The 19,431-nt window shown below is 71.4% G+C and carries 22 protein-coding genes; 16 read left to right on the top strand and 6 right to left on the bottom strand.

The genetic code is table 11. The features are described from left to right. Positions 1–240: 240 nt before the first annotated feature. A complete protein-coding gene (locus B0I31_RS08755; protein ID WP_106615380.1) occupies positions 241–717 on the bottom strand; it encodes an Rv2732c family membrane protein in 477 nt (158 codons plus the stop codon). Continuing rightward, positions 717–2,183, bottom strand: coding sequence for a tRNA (N6-isopentenyl adenosine(37)-C2)-methylthiotransferase MiaB (miaB, locus tag B0I31_RS08750; RefSeq protein WP_181320067.1), 1,467 nt, complete (start codon positions 2,181–2,183; stop codon positions 717–719). The genes B0I31_RS08755 and miaB overlap by 1 nt, the downstream gene beginning before the upstream one ends. 57 nt (positions 2,184–2,240) lie before the next feature. Between miaB and B0I31_RS08745 the strand changes: the two genes are divergently transcribed. Together B0I31_RS08745 and B0I31_RS08740 are read left to right on the top strand one after the other, a co-directional pair. Beyond that, complete coding sequence (locus B0I31_RS08745) at positions 2,241–3,188, top strand: TAXI family TRAP transporter solute-binding subunit (RefSeq protein ID WP_245949767.1); 948 nt, start codon at positions 2,241–2,243, stop codon at positions 3,186–3,188. A gap of 259 nt (positions 3,189–3,447) precedes the next feature. After that, entirely contained in the window at positions 3,448–4,371 is a 924-nt protein-coding gene (locus B0I31_RS08740; protein ID WP_106614843.1) for a YVTN family beta-propeller repeat protein, read from the top strand. 18 nt (positions 4,372–4,389) lie between these two features. Here the strand turns inward: B0I31_RS08740 and B0I31_RS08735 are convergent, their stop codons facing one another. Together B0I31_RS08735 and B0I31_RS08730 are read right to left on the bottom strand one after the other, a co-directional pair. Then, positions 4,390–5,769: a sensor histidine kinase gene (locus B0I31_RS08735; RefSeq protein ID WP_106614842.1), complete on the bottom strand. Its 1,380-nt coding sequence runs from the start codon at positions 5,767–5,769 to the stop codon at positions 4,390–4,392. Further along, positions 5,770–6,441, bottom strand: a complete 672-nt coding sequence (locus tag B0I31_RS08730; RefSeq protein WP_073886595.1) for a response regulator transcription factor — start codon at positions 6,439–6,441, stop codon at positions 5,770–5,772. A 161-nt stretch (positions 6,442–6,602) separates the two neighbouring features. Here B0I31_RS08730 and B0I31_RS08725 point away from each other — a divergent pair, with 161 nt between their 5' ends. From B0I31_RS08725 to B0I31_RS08710, 4 genes are all read left to right on the top strand, one after another. Next, positions 6,603–7,331: an amino acid ABC transporter ATP-binding protein gene (locus tag B0I31_RS08725; protein ID WP_181320118.1), complete on the top strand. Its 729-nt coding sequence runs from the start codon at positions 6,603–6,605 to the stop codon at positions 7,329–7,331. A gap of 62 nt (positions 7,332–7,393) precedes the next feature. After that, positions 7,394–8,281, top strand: a complete 888-nt coding sequence (locus tag B0I31_RS08720; protein WP_106614840.1) for a glutamate ABC transporter substrate-binding protein — start codon at positions 7,394–7,396, stop codon at positions 8,279–8,281. A gap of 70 nt (positions 8,282–8,351) precedes the next feature. Further along, entirely contained in the window at positions 8,352–9,026 is a 675-nt protein-coding gene (locus B0I31_RS08715; RefSeq protein WP_106614839.1) for an amino acid ABC transporter permease, read from the top strand. After that, positions 9,023–9,871: an amino acid ABC transporter permease gene (locus B0I31_RS08710; RefSeq protein ID WP_106614838.1), complete on the top strand. Its 849-nt coding sequence runs from the start codon at positions 9,023–9,025 to the stop codon at positions 9,869–9,871. Before B0I31_RS08715 ends, B0I31_RS08710 begins: the two co-directional genes overlap by 4 nt. A 57-nt stretch (positions 9,872–9,928) precedes the next feature. Here the strand turns inward: B0I31_RS08710 and B0I31_RS08705 are convergent, their stop codons facing one another. Continuing rightward, positions 9,929–11,020 carry an Rv2629 family ribosome hibernation factor gene (locus B0I31_RS08705; protein ID WP_146173783.1) on the bottom strand — a complete coding sequence of 364 codons (1,092 nt, stop codon included), beginning with the start codon at positions 11,018–11,020 and terminating at the stop codon, positions 9,929–9,931. Positions 11,021–11,068: 48 nt separating this feature from the next. On the opposite strand from B0I31_RS08705, the gene B0I31_RS08700 reads away from it, so the two are divergent. The 8 genes from B0I31_RS08700 (at position 11,069) to B0I31_RS08670 (ending at position 17,637) form a co-directional block, all read left to right on the top strand. Further along, entirely contained in the window at positions 11,069–11,767 is a 699-nt protein-coding gene (locus B0I31_RS08700) for an EcsC family protein (RefSeq protein WP_106614836.1), read from the top strand. Between the two features lie 31 nt (positions 11,768–11,798). After that, the gene (locus B0I31_RS08695; RefSeq protein ID WP_219910648.1) at positions 11,799–12,128 is read left to right on the top strand and encodes a hypothetical protein; all 330 of its coding nucleotides are present in this window, start codon (positions 11,799–11,801) and stop codon (positions 12,126–12,128) included. Positions 12,129–12,301: 173 nt separating this feature from the next. Beyond that, positions 12,302–12,454 carry a hypothetical protein gene (locus B0I31_RS40475; RefSeq protein ID WP_181320066.1) on the top strand — a complete coding sequence of 51 codons (153 nt, stop codon included), beginning with the start codon at positions 12,302–12,304 and terminating at the stop codon, positions 12,452–12,454. A 32-nt stretch (positions 12,455–12,486) separates the two neighbouring features. Beyond that, the gene (locus tag B0I31_RS08690; protein ID WP_106614835.1) at positions 12,487–12,678 is read left to right on the top strand and encodes a hypothetical protein; all 192 of its coding nucleotides are present in this window, start codon (positions 12,487–12,489) and stop codon (positions 12,676–12,678) included. A 35-nt stretch (positions 12,679–12,713) separates the two neighbouring features. Beyond that, complete coding sequence (locus tag B0I31_RS42520) at positions 12,714–15,353, top strand: ATP-binding protein (protein ID WP_106614834.1); 2,640 nt, start codon at positions 12,714–12,716, stop codon at positions 15,351–15,353. Between the two features lie 49 nt (positions 15,354–15,402). Continuing rightward, the gene (locus tag B0I31_RS08680; RefSeq protein WP_106614833.1) at positions 15,403–15,942 is read left to right on the top strand and encodes an NADPH-dependent FMN reductase; all 540 of its coding nucleotides are present in this window, start codon (positions 15,403–15,405) and stop codon (positions 15,940–15,942) included. Continuing rightward, positions 15,939–17,108: an MFS transporter gene (locus B0I31_RS08675; RefSeq protein ID WP_106614832.1), complete on the top strand. Its 1,170-nt coding sequence runs from the start codon at positions 15,939–15,941 to the stop codon at positions 17,106–17,108. The genes B0I31_RS08680 and B0I31_RS08675 overlap by 4 nt, the downstream gene beginning before the upstream one ends. A gap of 100 nt (positions 17,109–17,208) precedes the next feature. Then, on the top strand, positions 17,209–17,637 hold the full coding sequence (locus tag B0I31_RS08670) for a CBS domain-containing protein (RefSeq protein ID WP_106614831.1): 429 nt from the start codon (positions 17,209–17,211) through the stop codon (positions 17,635–17,637). A gap of 39 nt (positions 17,638–17,676) precedes the next feature. On the opposite strand, the gene B0I31_RS08665 is transcribed toward B0I31_RS08670, so the two are convergent. Beyond that, entirely contained in the window at positions 17,677–18,207 is a 531-nt protein-coding gene (locus B0I31_RS08665; RefSeq protein ID WP_219910647.1) for a CGNR zinc finger domain-containing protein, read from the bottom strand. A gap of 62 nt (positions 18,208–18,269) precedes the next feature. Here B0I31_RS08665 and B0I31_RS08660 point away from each other — a divergent pair, with 62 nt between their 5' ends. Beyond that, on the top strand, positions 18,270–18,920 hold the full coding sequence (locus B0I31_RS08660; RefSeq protein ID WP_106614829.1) for a maleylpyruvate isomerase family mycothiol-dependent enzyme: 651 nt from the start codon (positions 18,270–18,272) through the stop codon (positions 18,918–18,920). Between the two features lie 67 nt (positions 18,921–18,987). Beyond that, entirely contained in the window at positions 18,988–19,428 is a 441-nt protein-coding gene (locus B0I31_RS08655) for a hypothetical protein (RefSeq protein WP_106614828.1), read from the top strand. The last annotated feature ends 3 nt before the right edge of the window (positions 19,429–19,431 follow it).

Genomic DNA, 19,431 nt, shown 5'->3' with positions numbered 1-19,431 from the left:
GACCAGCCTAAAGCACCCGAACCCCATGTAAAATCGGGCCTCTGCGGTCCCGCTCCGGTCCGATGTGTGCAGGCAGGGCGGCATCACTGGCCTAGCTGGGTCTGCCCGGCTGCATTAGCATTTCTTTAGCGCCCTCTTGAGTGGATTGCTCGAAGGCGTATCTATGCCCACGGGATGCACAACGGGACCGGAATCGAGCCGGAACGAAACCACAGACCTCGGGCTTGAATCTCCGTGCCGTCACTGCATCGGCGGCCGGGAAGCAGCCAGCTTCAGCCACTTCACCAACAACACCACCACCGCCACCACGGCCAGGATCAACCCCAGCCCAGGCCCCGGCCCAGGGTGGTGACCAGTCGTCGTCTGGGTCGTCCAAATGGACAACACCCCAGCCACCGAAGCGGCGAACGAAGCCAGCGCGCAGATCCACGCCAACGCCCACCGCCGCACGGCCAACGTCAACGCAGGCAGCAGCACCCCCACCACCACAGCCGCGTAAGCGAACAGCTGGGGCAGCCCCTTGCCCTCACCGAACAGCACGCGCAAGCCCTGGATCCCATCGGTCCAAGGCAGGATCAGCGACACCAGGATCGCCAGCGCGGCGATGGCGATGGTCAGCGCCCCGGCACCGGGGTCGAAGCGCTTGGCCGCCGAACGTCCTACTCCGTCGATCTCTTCCCGCAGGCTGGCCAGGTCGTCCGGTTCGTTCGCGTTCATCAGACCGCGCACCCGCCGACCACCGCAGGCAGGGGCTCGGGCTTGCCGAACGACGGCAGACCGAGCGTCACGCCCGGTGTCTTCGGCTTCAGACCGGCCTCGGAACGGTCACCCGCCTTGGTCCGGCGGTGTGACAGGAGCGGGCCGTCGGCGATCAGGTTGTGCGGCGCGCCGTAAGTCACGACGGTCTCCACGACGTCACCGGGGCGCACGTGGGCGTCGCCCGGGGTGAAGTGGACGAGGCGGCCGTCCCGCGCGCGCCCGGTCATCCGGTGGGTCTCGGCGTCCTTCCGACCTTCCCCCGACGCGACCAGCAGTTCGACCTTGCGGCCGACCTGCTCGCGGTTGAGTTCGTGGGCGATGTCGTTGACCAGGGTGACCAGGCGGTCGTAGCGCTCCTGGACGACCTGCTTGGGCAGCTGGTCGGGCAGGTCGGCGGCGGGGGTGCCGGGGCGCTTGGAGTACTGGAACGTGAACGCGGACGAGAAGCGGGCCTCGCGGACGACGTCCAGAGTGGCTTGGAAGTCCTCTTCGGTCTCGCCGGGGAAGCCCACGATGATGTCCGTGGTGATGGCGGCGTCGGGCATGGCGGCCCGGACGTTGTCCAGGATGGACAGGTACTTGGTGGTCCGGTACGAGCGGCGCATCTCCTTGAGCACGCGGTCCGAGCCCGATTGCAGCGGCATGTGCAGGGAGTGGCACACGGCGGGCGTCTCGGCCATCGCGGCGATGACGTCGTCGGTGAAGTCCTTCGGGTGCGGCGAGGTGAAGCGGATCCGCTCCAAGCCCTCGATGCCGCCGGTGGCGCGCAGGAGCTTGCCGAACGCGTAGCGGTCGCCGAACTCGACGCCGTAGGAGTTCACGTTCTGCCCGAGCAGCGTCACCTCCAGGACGCCCTCGTCGACGAGCGCCTGCACCTCGGCCAGCACCTCGCCGGGACGGCGGTCCTTCTCCTTGCCGCGCAGCGACGGGACGATGCAGAACGTGCACGTGTTGTTGCACCCGACCGACACCGACACCCAGCCGGAGTACGCCGAGTCGCGGCGCGCGGGCAGCGTCGAGGGGAAGGTCTCCAGCGAGTCCAGGATCTCGACCTGGGCCTCGCGGTTGTGCCGGGCGCGTTCGAGCAGCACCGGCAGCGAGCCGATGTTGTGCGTGCCGAAGACCACGTCGACCCACGGCGCGCGCTTGACGATCTCGCCCTGGTCCTTCTGCGCGAGGCAGCCGCCGACGGCGATCTGCATGTCGGGGTTCGCGGACTTGGCGGGGGCGAGGTGGCCGAGCGTGCCGTAGAGCTTGTTGTCGGCGTTCTCCCGCACGGCGCAGGTGTTGAACACGACGACGTCCGGTGTGGCGTCGCCTTCGGCGGGCGTGTAGCCCGCGTCCTCCAACATGCCGGCCAGGCGCTCGGAGTCGTGCACGTTCATCTGGCAGCCGAACGTGCGGATCTGGTAACTGCGAGTCACTGCACCTAGTCCTTCCGTCGGGTCCAGCGTAGAGCGTGGACGTGCGACGATGCGCAGGTGTCGGGAACGCTGCTGCGGTTGCACGCGGTCGGGGCCGCCTTGGCCCTGGCCACCCTGTCGTTGAGCGCGTGCGGTGACGACTTCGACCACGTCAAGCTGACCATGGCGGCCGGCAGTCCCGCGGGGGTCTACCACCAGTTGAGCACGGCGCTGGCCGAGGCGTGGACCCGGGACCCGGGCATCGCGCGTCCGCAGGTGGCGAGCACGGCCGGCTCGGTGGACAACCTGGACCGGTTGCGGACCAACCAGGCGCAGGTCGGCTTCTCCGCGGCGGACGCGGCGGAGAACAAGCAGAAGGGTCCGGAGGGCCACAAGCTGTACGCGTTGGCCCGGATGCACGACGACTACTTCCAGGTGGTGGTGCGCGGCGACCTGCGGGTGACCAAGCTGGCCGACCTGAAGGGCCTGCGGGTGAGCGTCGGAGCGCGCGACTCGGGGGTGAAGCTGATCGGGGAGCGGCTGCTGGCGTCGGCGGGCATCTCGCCGGAGCGGGACCTGAAAGTCCAGTACATGGACCTGGAGACCAGCACGGCCGCGATGCGCGACGGTGCGCTGGACGCGTTCTTCTGGTCCGGCGGTGTGCCGACGACCGCGGTCACCACGCTGGCCACGACGGTGCGGCTGAGCATGCTCGACCTGAGCGACGTGCTGCCGAAGCTGCGCCAGGACTTCCCGGTGTACGGCTCGGCGACCCTGCCCGCGTCGGCCTACCGGCTCGAAGGCGGCCCGGTCGTCACGCTGGTGGTGCGCAACTTCCTGCTGGTGAACGACACGATGTCGGACGACGTGGCGGAAGCCCTGGTCAGGGGCCTGTTCCAGGCGCAGCCCGCCCTGGTCGCGGCGAGCCCGGTGGCCAGGTCGATCGAGGTCCGCTCGGCGATCGAGACCACTCCGATCGAATTGCACCCCGGCGCCATGCGCTATTACCGGGACGTAAAGGTTTAACGACCTCGCGTCATTCCTACGGTGGAATCCGCAGGCGTGGGCGCTCGCCCAAGTCGGGGTCAAGCGCGGGCCCGTGCGGCACTTTTCCGCGTTGGGTCGTTAGTGTGACAGCAGGCGCGGGACCAGCGGAGTCCCGTGCGAAGTTCCACGCCGATACGGGGAGCTCATGTCCGTTAATTCGGTACGCGCGCGCATTTAAGCGGCGTCTTCTTCGTTCGTTGCCCGATCGCGATTCCCTCGTTCGGGAGTCGCCGTAGCGGTGCTCGCCGTGCTGGCCGGCACCGGTTTCGATGCCTCACCTAGATGGCCGACGCGCATTCAGGTGTTCGTGGCCAACAGCGGCTCCGACACCGTCACCGCGTACGACACGCGCCTGGGCAAGGTGACGGCCACCATCGGGGTCGGCGACTACCCCACCGGCGTCGGCGCGCACCCGTCCGGCCACCGCGTCTACGTCACGAACGAGTCGTCCAACACCCTCTCCGTGATCGACACCCGGTCGCTCGCCGTGGTCGCCACCGTGCCCGTGGGGGCCAACCCCTTCGGCGTCGCGGCCACACCCACGCACGCCTACGTGACGAACTTCGGCTCCGGCAACGTCACGGTCGTCGACACCGCGACGAACACGCCGGTGAAGACCATCCCGGTCGGGCGGTTCCCGCACAGCGCGGTCGCCAGCCCAGACGGTTCCCGCGTCTACGTGACCAACAACGGCAGCGACAGCGTCACGGTCATCGACGCCCGGTCGCAGACACCGGTGGACACCATCCCGGTCGGTGTCTTCCCATCGGGTATCGCCCTCTCGTTCGACGGCAAGCGGCTGTACGTGGCCAACACCGGCGACGACACGGTGACCGTCATCGACACCGGCAGCAACCGCCCCACCGAGGTCACCAAGGTCGGGAACGCGCCCCTCGGCGTTTCCGTCACACCCGGTGGCCGGGTCCACGTCGCCAACACCGGCTCCGACACGGTCAGCATCCTCGGGCCCGGCGGCAAACCCCTCGACGTGGTCAAGGTCCAGCGCATGCCCGAGGGCTCCGGGGCCGCGCCCGACGACAGCTTCGTCTACATCACCAACACGGGGTCCGACACCGTCTCGGTCATCGACGCCGTGAGCGGCAAGCCCGCCGCCCCGTTCACCGTGGGCGACCGGCCCGAAGGCGTGGCCGTCACGACCTGACCGCGGTCACGTCCCGACTCACGCCGCGGGGAACTCCACGGTCACGCGCAGCCCGCCGCCCTCCGGCGACTCCAGCCGCACAGTGCCGTCCACCCGTTCCACGATCTGCCGCACGAGCGCGAGCCCCAGGCCGGAGCCCTGCACGTTCTGGTGGGCGGGACTGCGCCAGAACCGGTCCGTGGCGCGGTCCAGCTCGTCCGGTGCCAGCCCCGGGCCTTCGTCACCCACCGACAACCGCACCACGCCGTCCCTCCGTCGCACGTCGACGCGCACCAGGGTGCCGTCCGAGGTGAACTTCAGCGCGTTGTCCAGCAGCGCGTCCAGCACGGTCTCCACCCCGCGCGGCGGCACCAGCGCCGTGCCGCCGGGCTCGCCGTCGAGCACCAGGTGCACCTCGCGGGCCGCGGCGGCGGGCTGCCACGCCGACAGGCGGCCGGCGACCGCCCGGTCCACGTCCACCGGCACGGGGTCGACCGACTGGGCGCCCGCCCGCGCCATGGACAGCAGCTCGTCCAGGATCCGGTTGAGCCGGTTGGCCTCGTCCAGCGCCGCCGCCTGGTGCGCCGCGCCCTCGCCGACCACGTGGTCTTCCAGATTGGACAGCCGCAGCTTGAGCGCGGTCAGCGGGTTGCGCAGCTGGTGCGAGGCGTCGGCGACGAACGCGCGCTGCGCCGCCAGCACGTCACCGACGTTGGCCGCCATCTGGTCGAACGACCGCGACAGCTGCCGCAGCTCCGGCGGGCCGTCCGACGAGCCGACCGGTTCGACGGGCTGCCCGGACACCACCGCCGCCAGCAGCCGCCCGGTCGCGTCGTCCAGCCGCCGCACGGGCCGCAACGTCCACCGGACCAGCGGCAACGCCACGAACACGCCGAGCGCGAGCACCAGCAGGCTGCCGCCGAGCAGCGCCGACCACCACAGCAGCACCTCGACCCGCGTCTTCGTCGTCGGCGAGAACGTGACCACCGCGCCCCGGACCTCGCCCGCCTCCAGCACCGGCTCGGCCAGCACCAGCTCGGTCGACTCCCACGGCATGACCACCTCCGGCGCGACCGGCTGGCGACCGGCCAGCGCGCCGCGCACCAGGTCGGCCACCTCGGGCGAGGTCACGTCCACGTCGTCCGACGACGCGGCCACCACCTGCCCGTCCCGCCCCAGCAGGGCCACCCGGATGCCGTACAGCTCGTGGTAGCGGCGCAGCTCCGGCTTGAGCACCTCCGGCTGGTCGTCGATGAACGGCCGCTGCGCCACCGACGCGAACCGCGTGGTGTCGGTGAGCCGGTCCAGGAACATCTCCTGCTGCTCGGCCTGGGCCACGCCGCGACCCAGCGGTACGCCGAGGCCGAGCAGCACCAGCACGACCAGCGTCAACACGATGCCCAGCAGCCGCGACCGCACTCAGCCCCCGCTCAACCGGTACCCGACACCGCGCACCGTCTCCAGCAACGAAGGACGCCCGAGCTTGGTCCGCAACGTCGCCACGTGCACGTCCAGCGTCCGGTTGGCACCCGCCCAGGTGCGTCCCCACACCTCAGCCAGGATGCGCTCCCGGGTGCACACCGCGCCACCCGCCGCCACCACGAGCGCCAGCACCTGGAACTCCTTGCGCGACAGAGCCACCGGTTCACCCGCCACGGTGACCTCGTGCCGGCCCAGGTCGACCCGCACGTCGGCGACCTCGAACACCTCCGTGCCGGTGCCGCCCACGCCGACCGGGTCGCCGCGCCGCCGCCGCACCGCGTGCACGCGGGCCACCAGCTCGCCCACGTCGTAGGGCTTGACCAGGTAGTCGTCCGCGCCGGCGTGCAGGCCGAGGATGCGGTCGTCGATTTCGCCGCGGGCCGACACGACGATGATCGCCACGTCGCTCGCCGCGCGGATGTGCCGGCACAACGTGACGCCGTCGACGTCGGGCAGACCCAGGTCGAGCAGCACCACGTCGACCCCGGTCAACCGATCGAGTGTCCCCCGGCCGGTTGCCTGCCGGTCTACTGTGAAACCGCGCCGGGTGAGTGCCGGCACCAGCGCTTCTGCCACGCGGTCGTCGTCCTCGACCAACAGCACCCGCACCGTGGAGCCTCCCCGATAAGTGTCGCCACCCTGTGACAGAGTTGAGACCCTAAGTCTTGCTCAACCGCCTGGACTGGTGTGGTGCTTCACACCTAGGTTTCCGCCATCGCTCAGGAACCCCTACTGGAGGACTGATGACCGCCGCCACTCCTGCTCCGCCGATGATCCGGATGGCGGGCGTGGACAAGTTCTTCGGACCTCTGCACGTGCTCAAGAACGTGACGCTCGAGGTGCCGAAGGGGCAGGTCGTCGTGGTGCTCGGGCCGTCCGGCTCGGGCAAGTCCACGCTGTGCCGCACGATCAACCGGCTGGAGCCGATCGAGTCCGGTGTCATCGAGGTGGACGGCCAGCCGCTGCCCGCCGAGGGCAAGGAACTCGCCCGGCTGCGCGCCGACGTCGGCATGGTTTTCCAGTCGTTCAACCTGTTCGCCCACAAGAGCATCGTCGACAACGTGATGCTCGCGCCGGTGAAGGTCCGCAAGACCCCGACCGCCCAGGCCCGCAAGACGGCCATGGAGCTGCTGGAGCGGGTCGGCATCGCGAACCAGGCGGAGAAGTACCCCGCCCAGCTGTCGGGTGGGCAGCAGCAGCGCGCGGCGATCGCCCGCGCCCTGGCGATGCGGCCCAAGGTGATGCTGTTCGACGAGCCGACCTCCGCGCTGGACCCCGAGATGGTCCAGGAGGTGCTGGACGTGATGACGACGCTGGCCAAGGAGGGCATGACCATGCTCGTGGTCACCCACGAGATGGGCTTCGCCCGCAAGGCCGCGGACCGGGTGATCTTCATGTCCGACGGCGAGGTCGTCGAGGACTCGACGCCGGAGTCGTTCTTCTCCGCGCCGAAGTCCAACCGCGCGAAGGACTTCCTTGGCAAGATCCTGACCCACTGAAGTCCCACGACCGCGGCGCTGAGCCTGGCGCCGCTCTACCGAAGAAGAGCAGGAGTAAGACGATGAGGGTTCGCACCCTTGCGGTGGCGCTGCTGGCCGGCGGCCTCGCCCTGACCGCGTGCGGCAAGGAGGGTGGCCCCGGCGACACGGGCACGGCGCCCCCTCAGCAGGTCGCCACCGACGTGAAGGTCGACGGCTCGCCGACGTTCGACAAGATGAAGAACCGCGGCCGGGTCGTCATCGGTGTCAAGGAGGACCAGCCCGGCCTGGGTTACAAGGACCCGACCAGCGGCAAGTTCAACGGATTCGACATCGAGATCGCGAAGCTCGTCGCGGCCAAGCTCGGCTTCGCCGACGACAAGATCGACTACAAGGCGATCCCCTCGGCCGGTCGTGAGCAGGCGCTGATCAACGGTGACGTGGACTACTACGTCGGCACCTACACGATCAACGACAAGCGCAAGCAGCAGGTCGCGTTCGCCGGCCCGTACTTCACCGCCGGTCAGGACCTGCTGGTGAAGAAGGACGACAACGAGATCACCGGCCCCGAGACGCTCAAGGGCAAGAAGGTCTGCTCGGTGACCGGCTCCACGCCGATCCAGAAGGTCAAGTCCGAGGGCCTGACCGAGCCGGAGAACATCGTCGAGCTGCAGACGTACTCGCTGTGCGTCGAGCAGCTGGAGCAGGGCGCCGTCGACGCCGTCACCACCGACGACGCGATCCTCAAGGGCTACGCCTCGCAGTCGCCGACCACGCTGAAGGTCATCGGCAAGCCGTTCTCGAACGAGCCCTACGGCATCGGCCTGCCCAAGGACGACAAGGCGCTGCGCGACAAGGTCAACGACATCCTGGACGCGGCCATCAGCGGCGGCGACTGGCAGAAGGCCTACGACGCCACCCTGGGCAAGTCGGGCTCCACGGCCCAGAAGCCCGTGCTCGAGCGCTACTGATCCAGCTCCGCGGCCGGCCGTCGATGTCCTGGCGGCCGGCCGCACCACACCCACCTAGCCGAGGAAGCCGATGGACGTCCTGCTCGACAACCTCGACCTGTACGGGCCCGGGTTCCTCAACACCGTCGAGCTGTTCCTGATCTCCGCGGTCGGGTCGCTGGTGTTGGGGACGATCCTGGCGATGCTGCGGGTCGCGCCGGTCCCCGTGATGCGGGCGATCGGCACCACCTACGTGACGCTGATCCGCAACACGCCGCTGACCCTGGTGTTCTTCTTCTTCGCCTTGGCGTTCCCGCTGCTCGAGATCGTGAACGCGGACACGTTCGGCGGTTCGGCGGCCAGCTACTACTTCAGCGCGGCCCTCATGGCGCTGATCCTCTACACGGCGGCGTTCGTGTGCGAGGTCGTGCGCTCGGGCATCAACACCGTGCCGGTCGGCCAGGCGGAGGCATCCCGCGCGCTGGGGCTCACGTTCGGCCAGATGCTGGGCTCCGTGGTGCTGCCGCAGGCGACGCGCGCGGTCGTGCCGCCGATGATGAGCACGATGATCGCGCTGCTGAAGAACACCACCATCGCGGCGGGCTTCTCGGTGTTCCAGGCGGGCTCCATCAGCCTCAACCTGTCCGAGCGAGGCGAGAACCAGCTGATCGGCCTGCTGTGGGTCGCGGCGTTCTTCATCGTGCTCGTGATCCCCATGACCCTGCTGCAGCGCAGCCTTGAGAAGCGGTGGAGCATCGCCCGATGAGCTCGGTCCTGTTCGACGTCCCCGGGCCGCGCGCCCGGCTGCGCCACCGCCTCTACGCGGCCCTCACCATCGTGGTGGTGGCCGGCCTGATCGGCTTCGTTCTCTACCGGTTCGCCGCCACCGGCCAGTTCGAGGGCAAGAAGTGGTCGTGGCTGGAGTACGTGAACATCCAGCTGAGCCTGGTCGACGCGCTGCTGAACACGCTCAAGGCGTTCGGACTCGGCGCGGTGTTCGCGCTGGTCTTCGGCGCGGTGTTCGCCGCGGGCCAGCTCTCCGACCACAAGATCATCCGCGTGCCGTCGATGCTGGTCGTCGAGCTGTTCCGCGCGGTGCCGCTGGTCGTGCTGATCTTCGTCTTCCACTACGGCGTGTCGCCCGGTCCGCCGCTGTACTCCGTGGTGCTCGGCTTGACGCTCTACAACGGCTCGGTGCTGGCCGAGGTGTTCCGCGCGGGCGTGCTGTCCCTGCCTCGCGGGCAGAGCGAGGCGGCCTACGCGGTGGGCATGCGCAAGACGCAGGTGATGACGAACGTGCTGCTGCCGCAGGCGGTGCGGGCGATGCTGCCTGCGATCATCAGCCAGCTCGTAGTGCTGCTCAAGGACACCGCGCTCGGCTTCCTCATCACCTACGACGAGCTGCTGGACTTCGCCCGCGACATCGGCAGCTACTTCGAGTTCGGCCGGCCGCTGATCCCGGTCACGATCGTGGTGGCCGCGCTCTACATCTCGATGTGCCTGCTGCTCACGTGGCTCGCCACGTACCTGGAGAAGCGCAGCCGGCGCGACAAGAAGGTCATCGAGCTGGAGAAGAACCCGGCCGAGGACGTCGTCGCCGCGGCGGTCTGAGCACCACGAACGGCTGGTCGGAGCGTCCTGCGTGGCGCTCCGACCAGCCGTTCGGCGTCAGTAGCGCAAGAGGGCGCCGACACCCTCGCGCAGGCCGGTGGCGTCCGTGACGACGATCTGCGCTCCGGTCGCCGCCGCGGCCGTGCCCAGCGCCTCGTCGGCCCGGTGCTCGCCGACGTGCTCGACGCCGAGTCCGCGCAGCTCGTTCTCCTTCAGCGCGACCTGGGCGGGGTCGTCGCCGGAGAACACGGTGCGGTCGCCGAGCGCCGGGTCCGACACCAGCAGCGCGGCCACCTTCGCCTCGCGCAACGCCTCCACCACCGGTGCCAGGCCCTGCACCGCGCGGCCGTGCGGTCGGCCCGCCTCGGCGGTGAACTCCTCCACCACGTCGTTGTCCAGGTCGAACTGGTACTGGGTCACGAGCGACCGCACGGCCTGGTCGAACGCGGCGTCGTCGGCGCCCTCGGCCAGGGTCGCCCCCTGGACCTCGATCAGCACGTCGCGGCAGCGCGGGCTCAGCTCCTCGCGCACCTCGGCCCGCGCCTGCACCTCGCCGCCCAGCACCAGCAGCCGGGCGTCCAGGTCGGTCACCAGCCGGTCCACCTCGGCGGCGACCAGTGCCGCGTTGCGCCTGGTCGTCTCCTCCACGGCGTTCTGGAACCGCCGGTGCGACCAGCCGCCACTGCGGACCTTGTGCAGCGGGTACTCCTCGCCGCGCACCTCGTCGTGCACCTCGGTCGCCCGCTCACCGCACCCGTCGTACCCGTGCAGGTCCGCGCCCGCCCGGTCGACCAGCACGACGACGTGCGGCACCGAGGGCTCCATCCAGGTCGCCAGCGGCAGCAGGAGCGGCAGGTCCGACCAGCGCACGGTCTCCACGGCGGGCGGACGCGGCAGCACCCGGTCCAGCAGCAGCCTGCCGTGCGCGGCGACCAGCGCCCGGCCGGACCTGCCCGGCACCGGCGACAGCACCGCCTCCTGCATCGCGTCGAGCGTCGCGTCGTCCGCGCCCTGCCGGGCCAGTTCCTCGCGGACCCCGCGCCAGCGCAGCTCCATGGCCTTGGCCGCGTCCTCGGTGTCGTGCGAGGCGTCCAGGTAGACCGACGCGAACGGGCCGCGTTGCCTGACCAGCTCTCCCAACGAAGACATGTCCATGGGCCACGGCTACCCGATCGGCCGCCGCGTAACCTCGGTGGCATGGTGGACGAACCGGGTGCGATCACCAGGGTGCAGCAAAGTGCCGTTGACCACCTCCTCAAGGTGGGCATCAACGGGTTCGGGCCGTTCAAGGGCGCCCGGCAGATGGCCGTGGAGGCGTTGGAGAAGGGGTTGACGCCCGAGGAGGCGATCAAGCACCTGATCCGGACGCACGTGGCGGCGGCGGGGGTGCAGGGGTTCGCCACGAACGTCGGCGGCCTGATCACGCTGCCGGTCACCCTGCCCGCCAACCTGACCGCGTCCTACCTGGTGCAGACGCACCTGATCGCCTCGATCGCCGCCGTGCACGGGCACGACCTGGACAGCGACGAGGTGCAGACCGCGATCCTGGTGTGCCTGCTCGGCAACGCCGGTGGCGAGCTGCTGAAGAAGGCGGGCATCAAGGTGGGCTCCAGGCTCACCATGAACCTGATCGAACGCATCCCCGCCCAGCTCATCCGCGAGATCAACAAGCGGGTCGGCTTCACCCTGCTGGCCAAGTACGGCACCAGCAAGGCGACCGTCACCCTGGCCAAGGGCGTGCCGCTGGTGGGTGGGGTGATCGGTGGCACGTTCGACGCCGTCACGACGCGCGCCGTGGGCGCCTTCGCCTCCCGCTTCTTCACCGAGCGCGAGGACGTTCCGGCGGTCGTGGAAGGCACCGTGATCGACGGCGAGATCGTCGACATCAGCGAGTAACGACCACATCGAGTGAACCGCGCGGGTGGCGGTGGCGGTGCTCGTCGCGGCGGCGGGGCTCCAGGTCGTCGGCGAGATGCTGCACGGCGCGGGCTCGTGGGAGATCGGGTTCGGCCTCGCACCGGCCGGCAAGCAGGGCCAGTACCAGGGCTTCTACGGCACGGGCACGGCCGTCGCGCGCACCGTTGGCCTCTTGCTGCTCCACGCTGGTGCTCGGCGGGGGAGTGGCGGGCTGGCTCGTGCTCGGGGCACTGTTCCCGGCCGCCGCACTGGCGATGACGCCCGCCGTGACGTGGTCGCGGCGGACGAGGTCCGGACCGGTCGGGGAAAAGGATTGGCGCCGCGGCGTGAAGCAGGCTAACGTCATGACCATGTTCTTCCAGATCTACCTCTGAGGACTTCTTCCTCCAGCGCCGCACCGGCCTCGGGCCGTGCCGCGCTCTTCTCCTGGTGGCCCCAGCGGCTCTTCTCACGACCGTGTCGCATCACGGGTCGTAGCCCTTTGCACGCCTCGAACACCGAGGAGGCGATCGCATGCCCACCATGCGCAACGAACCACCACACGACGGTCAGCCGACCAACCGCGCCGCACGCCGCGGCGCCCGCTCGAACGGCGCGGTGCACCCGCGCTTCGGCGGTGGCCGAGCTGTCGCCAACCCGCGCCAGTACGCCATGCGGCGTCGCTGACCAGCGACTTCGCCACACCCCAGGAGGCAAACATGACCGACCAGGACACCCCGCAGGCCGACGACGTCGAGCAGGCGGAGCCGGAGCAGACCGCCGTTCCGCTCAACCGCGCGGCCCGCCGCGGTCACGCCCAGAAGAACGACGGCGTGAACAAGATCCCCGGCCGCCCGCACCAGAACACGTTCGTGGGACGACGCGTGTTCCGGCGCACCAGCGGCGGCTGATAGGCCGACGCCGCCCGACTAGTCTCCGGTGCGCCATGAGCGCACACCTGGTGAGCCCGGAGCTGGTCGGGCGGTCGGCCGAACTCGGGCACCTCGCGGGCGCGTTCCACCACGCGCCCGCGACGGTGCTCGTCGGCGGTGAGGCGGGCGTCGGGAAGTCCCGGCTGCTCGACGACTTCACCGCCGGTCTCGACGCCACCGTGCTGCTGGGCGGCTGCGTCGAGTTGGACGGGCTGCCGTTCGCGCCGTTCGTCGCGGCGCTGCGCGGTGTCGCGGTGGCGGACGCCGAACGCGCCGACCTCGCACCGCTGCTGCCCACCTCCCACACCGAGCCGACTGGCGACGAAGCGCGACCCAGGCTGTTCGAGGGCGTGCTGTCGTTGTTGGCCAGGCTGTCCGAGCAACGGCCCGTGGTCCTCGTGGTCGAGGACGCGCACTGGCTGGACCGCTCCAGCCGCGACCTGCTCGACTTCCTGGTGCGCAACCAGCGCGCCGTGCCGCGGTCGTTGGTCGTGGTGACCTACCGGTCCGACGAGCTGGGCGGCCCGGTGCGACCGTTGCTGGCCGAGCTGAGCCGGGTGCCGTGGGTGCGCCGGTTCGAGCTGCCCCGGCTGTCCGCCCGGGACGTGCGCGCCCAGCTGCGCGGCATCCTCGGCGCGGAACCGGATCCGGTGTCCGCGCTCGCGGTGTTCCGGCGCAGCGAGGGCAACCCCCTGTTCGTCGAGGCGCTGGTGGACGGCGCGGCGGAGCTGTCGCTGGAGGAGTTGCTGCTCAGCCGGGTCGAACGGCTGCCGCCGGACGCCGTCGCGCTCGTGCGTGCCGCTGCGGTCGGTGGGCGGAGCGTTTCCCATGAGCTGCTGGGCAAGGTACACGACGTCACGCCGATGCGGTCCATTGTGGACGGCGGGGTGATGGTCGTGGACGGTGACGGCTACGCGTTCCGGCACGCGTTGATCCGCGACGCGGTCTACCGGCGGCTGCTCCCCGGCGAACGGGTCGAGCTGCACGCGCGGTACGCCGCCGCGCTGCCGGGTTCGGCCGCCGCCGAGCTGGCCCACCACCGGTACGCGGCCGGTGACGTCGCGGGCGCGGTGTCCGCCGCGTGGGAGGCCGCCGGCGTGGCCCGCCGGGCGCTGGCCTACGCCGAGCAGCTGGCCATGTTGGACCGCGTGTTGTCGTTGTGGGACAACGCTTCGCACCTCGGTGTCGACCGGCTCACCGTGCTGGAGTCGGCCGGTGAGGCGGCGAGCCGCGCGGGCGAGCACGAGCGCGGCGAGGAGCTGACCAGCGAGCTGCTGGCACACCTGGACCCGGAGGTCGAGCGGATCCGGTACGCGGCCGTGCTGGAGCAACGCGGTCGGCTGCGGGCGCAGCTGGGCAGGCCCGGTGCGTCGGCGGACCACCGGGAAGCCGTGCGGCTGGCGCCCGAGGGTCACCCGATCCGGGGTTACCTGCTCAACTCGCTGGCCGCCCGCCTGATGGCGGTGCCGCTCCCGGACGAGGCACGTGAGGTCGCCGAGGAGGCGTTGGGCGCGGCCCACCACGCCGGCGACGACCCGTCCGAGGCCGCGGCGCTGATCACGTTGGCCGTGCTGGACGCCCGGCTGGGTGACCTGGACGCGCAGTTGCCCCGGCTCCGGCGAGCCAGGGCCATCGCGGAGAACGTCGCCGCGCACCGCGTGCGGCTGCGCGCGCTGCACTGCGAGTCGTCGCTGAACGAGGCGTACGGGCGGATCGCGGAAGCCGAGGAACTGGCCCGGCTCGGCCTGCGGACCGCGCGGGAACTGGGGCTGGCGCGGTCCGCGGGCGCCTCGCACGCCGTCGACCTGGCCAGGGCGCTGATCGCGGCGGGCCGGTGGGACGAGGCGCTGGAGTGCGTCGACCACGCCCTCGACCACGCGCCGCCCGCCGTCTACCACGCGCACCTGCTGTGCCTGGCGGGGTTCGTGGACGTGCGCCGCGGCGACGTGGACCGGGCCGAGTGGGCGTTGACCCGGGCCCGCGAGCTGGCGGACACGCCGTTCATCCAGGACCCGCTGCAACTGCCGCGGCTTGAGGCCGAGGTGCGGGTGGCGCGGGGTCGCGCGGAGGAGGCGGCGGCCGTGGTGCGGGCCGCGTTCGACCTGCCGCACGCGCGGATCGCGTCCCGGTTCTCCTGGCCGCTGGCCGCGGTGGGCGCGCGGCTCGGGGTGGCGGTGCCGGAGCTGCCGGTGGCGGGGCCGGTGCAGGCCGCGTGGGCGTCGACGTGCCGGGGCGAGTGGCGGGCCGCGGTCGAGGCGTGGGAGGCGTTGGGCCAGCCGCTGTGGCACGCCGAGGCGTTGTTCGGGCTGGCGTCCGAAACGCGGGACGCCGACGCGCTGCGCCGGGCGGCGGAGCTGGCCGAAGGGCTGGGCGCGACGCCGTTGCGGGACCGGGTCGCCGACCTGGCGCGACGGGCGCGGGTGACGTTGACCGGCGAGGGCGGGTCGCAGCGGGCCCGGTTCGGCCTCACCGCGCGCGAGGTGGAGATCCTGCGCCTGGTCACCGACGGGCTGGCCAACCGGGAGATCGCCGAACGGCTGTTCATCTCGGTGAAGACGGCGAGCGTGCACGTGTCGAACATCCTGGGCAAGCTCGGCGTGTCCAACCGGGTGGAGGCGGCGGCGACCGCGCACCGGCTGAGGCTGTTCGAATAGGGCTCGTGCCCGATGCCCGGCGGGGTGCCTTAGCCCGACCGTTGACGGCATGGAGATCCTGGGAATCGCGGGGAGCCTGCGCGGGCAGTCGGTCAACCGGAGGCTGCTGGCCGCGGCACGGCACGAGTTGCCGGACGGGGTGCGCTTGGCGCTGTGGGACGGCCTGGCGTCGGTGCCGCCGTTCGACGAGGACACCGAGGACGGCCCGGTGCCGGCCGCGGTCGCGGCGCTGCGGGAGGCCGTCGCGTCGGCCACCGCGCTGCTGATCGCGACGCCGGAGTACAACGGCTCGGTGCCCGGCCAGCTGAAGAACGCGCTGGACTGGGCGTCCCGGCCGCACGGCGCGGGAGTGCTGACCGGCAAGCCGGTCGCCGTGGTCGGCGCGAGCCCGAGCCCGCACGGCGCCGCGTCGGCGCAGCGGGACCTGCGGAGGGTGCTGGCCGCGGCCGGTGCGTCGGTGCTGGGCGTGCCGGTGGCGGTCGGGCACGCGTTCCGCCAGTTCGACGAGCACGACCGCCTGCTCGACCACGGGCTGCGCGCGGCGCTGGCCGGGTCGCTGGCGGAACTGGCCGGTCGGGTGGTCGTGTGACCGCCGTCCTGGCGCGGACGCGGTGGGGCGCGGTGCTGGCGGTCTCGTCGGGCGTCGTGCTGGCGGCGCTCGACCTCACCGCCGTCGCGGTCGCGCTGCCGGTGCTGGGCGCGGACCTCGGCGCCGGTCCCACGGTGACGCAGTGGGTGCTGCTGGCCTACAACCTGCCGCTGATCGCGTTGAGCCTCCCGGCGGGGCGGTGGCTGGACCGGGCCGGGCACCTGCCCGCGTTCCTGCTGTCGGTCGGCGGGTTCGGTGCGACGAGCCTGCTGATCGCGATCGCGCCCAACGCCGAGGTGGTGCTGGTGGGACGGGCGCTGCAAGGGGCGTTCGGCGCGTTGATCGGCGCGGTGACCATGCCGATCATCGCGGCCAACGTGCGTCCCGAGCACCGAGCGCGCGCTATGGGGATCGTGCTCACGTTGATCCCGTTGAGCGGTGTGGCCGGGCCCGCGGTGGGCGGGCTGCTGACCGACCTGTTCGGCTGGCGGTCGGTGTTCCTGGTCAACCTGCCGGTGGTGGCGGTCGCGGTGCTGGTGGGCCGGCGCGGGATCGCGGCGGACGGGCGCGGCCTGCCGTGGCCGGGTCGACGGCTGGTGGTGGAGTCGCTGGTGCACGGTGCGCGCGTGCTGCGGCGGCCGTCGCTGGCGCTGCCGTTGGCGGCGTTGCCGCTGATCGTCGCGGGGGTGGGCGCGCTGAACTTCGTCGTGCCCTACGTGTTGGTTGGCCTGCCGTCGCGGACGGTGGGGCTGGTGCTGCTGGCGTTGTCGGCGGGCATGGCGGTGCTGTCGCCGATCGCGGGCGTGATCGCGGACCGCTGCGGGTACCGGGTGGTCGCGCTCGTGGGCAGTGGCGTGATCTTGATCGGTACCGTGCTGCTGCTCCGAGCGGGTGACGATCCGTGGGACCTCGCGTGGCGGCTGGCGGTGATCGGGATCGGGCACGGGCTGTTCGCCGGACCCCACGCGGCGGTGCTGCTGGAGCGGACCCCGCCGGAGCTGATGGGCACCTCCGGAGGCGTGACGACGCTGGTCCGCACGGTGGGCTTCTCGGTCGGGCCCGCGTTGGGCGCGGCGCTGGGCGGGTTCGGGCAGACCGTCGCGGTGCTCGTCGCGATCACCGCGCTGGGCGTGCTGCTGACCGCCGCGCAGCTGAAGGTGCGGTGACGGCGCAGTGCTCTCATCGTGCGCGGATCTGCCGATCACGTGCCCGGCGAACTAGCCTGAGCTGGGTAGCACCGGCTCTGGCGGAGATCGGGAGGCGCCCATGAGGATCGCTGACGTGTTGCGCAACAAGGGCTCGGCCGTGGCCACGGTGGAGTCGAGAGCGTCGGTGGCGGACCTCGTCGCCGCGCTGGCCGAGCACAACGTGGGCGCGATGGTCGTGCTCGGTCCCGAGGGGATCTCCGGGATCGTGTCCGAGCGCGACGTCGTGCGCAAGCTGCACGACCGGGGCGGCGAGCTGCTGTCCGCGCCGGTGTCGGAGATCATGACCAGCGAGGTGTTCACCTGCACCCCGCGTGATTCGGTCGACAGCCTCACCGTCCTGATGACCGAACGGCGCATCCGGCACGTGCCGGTGGTCGACGGTGGCGAGCTGGTCGGCATCGTCAGCATCGGCGACGTGGTGAAGAGCCGGATCAACCAGCTGCAGGAAGACCACGACCAGCTGACCGCGTACATCGTGCAGGGCTGACCACCGGCCGCGCGGGTGCCCCCGGGTGCCCGCGCGGTCTCACGCGTCGCGGCCCCGGTGGTAGTGCCTGCTGACCCTGGCCCGGTTGCCGCACGACGGTTTGCACCACTCCTGCCGGGGGTGCGCCTTGACGAAGTACCGGACGCACCGGGGCGCGGGGCAGGCGCGCAGGTCCGCCCGCGCGCCACTGGCCAGGAACTCGATCGCCGCCGTCGCCAACGTCGCCAGCAGGCGGTCGCCGTCGTCGGCGGAGTCCAGGTAGCGCAGCCGCGGCTGCCCGTCCCACTCCAACTGCGCCGCCCGGGGCACCCGCGCGGCGGCTTCGTTGACGATCTCCAGCGCGCGCTCGAACTCCATCAGGTGCGGTGTGTCCATGCGCTCGTGGGCCTGTGCCGCGTGCGCGAACAGCGATCGCACGGCCCAGCGCAGCTCGACGGCCCGCCGGCGCAGCGGTTCGTCCGCCCGCAGCCCGGCCCACGCGGTGAAGCCCTCCGGCGTGGCCAGGTCGTCGGTGAGCCCGCCGTGCCCGTCGTGCCGGACGGTGCCCGCGAACTCCAACGCCAGTGCCACCCCGGCGAGTCTAGTGGTAGGTTCCCTAACGCATTTGAGTCGACAGACCATTAGGGGGAGCTGTGACGATCCAGGCGAACGCGCTGGACGCCCACCGCAGGCTGGCCGCCGTGATCGAGGACCTCACCGACGAGCAGGTGGCTCAGCCTTCGGTGCTGCCCGGCTGGACGCGCGGGCACGTGCTCGCCCACCTGGCGAACGTCACGGTCGCGCTGGCGGGCCAGGCCGAGCAGGAGGGCACGAAGGTCGAGCCCTACACCGGTGGGCGGCCCGCGCGGGACGCCGCGATCGAGGCTGCCGCCGGCCGGACCGCCGGGGAACACCGGGCCGCGATCGCCGACGCCGTCGCCCGGCTCACCAAGGCCTGGGACGACGTCCGCGACTGGGACACCCCCGTCTTCTACCGCGACGGCACGCTCGTCGGCACCGCCTACGGCGTCTGGCGCGAGGTCGAGATCCACACCCGCGACCTCGACCTCGGCCCGGTCACGTGGTCGCCGGAGTTCTGCGACCACGCCGTGGACTTCCTGTCGGCACGCGTGCCGGACGGCGTCCGGCTCACCCTCCGGGCGCCCGACCGCACGTGGACGGTCGGAGAGGGCGAGGACGTGACGTTGACCGGCTCGCGCACCGACCTGGTCGCGTGGCTCGCCGGCCGTGAGCCGGACGGGCCGATCACCGGTGACCGGCCCGAGCTCAAGCCCTGGCCGTAAGCCGTTCGGGCGACGCCAGGGCCGGAGGGTCCTGTCACACCTCGGCGGCCTTCGTCGTCCGAGGGGCATGACCTTCCTCCGCATCGGATTGTGGTTCCTGGCCGCCGTGCAGGCGGGCGTCGGCGGCTGGGCGCTGGTCGCGCCGCAGGGCTTCTACGACGGCTTCCCGGCGCCCGGCCACCACTGGGTGGCGATGTTCCCGCCGTTCAACGAGCACCTGCTGCGCGACTTCGGCAGCCTCAACCTGGGGTTCGCGGTGGCGTTGGCGTTCGCCGCGACGAACCTGCTGCTCGCCCGCGCCATCCTCGTGTCCTACCTGGTGTTCGCCGTGCCGCACCTGGTGTTCCACCTCGGGCACCTGGACCACATGCCGGTGGTCGACCAGGTCGGCAACGTGGTGACGCTGGCGCTCGCCGTCGTCCTGCCGATCGCCCTGCTGGCCGTCGACGCGCGACGGCGGCTCACCGCGGGACTGCCACCTGCTGCTCCGCGACCTCAAGGCGGATAAGTT

Origin of the sequence: Saccharothrix carnea, from assembly GCF_003014735.1 — a bacterium.
Taxonomy (GTDB): Bacteria; Actinomycetota; Actinomycetes; order Mycobacteriales; family Pseudonocardiaceae; genus Actinosynnema; species Actinosynnema carneum.
The sequence above is the reverse complement of the archived record's forward strand: the minus strand, read 5'-3'. Positions and strand labels throughout refer to the sequence as shown.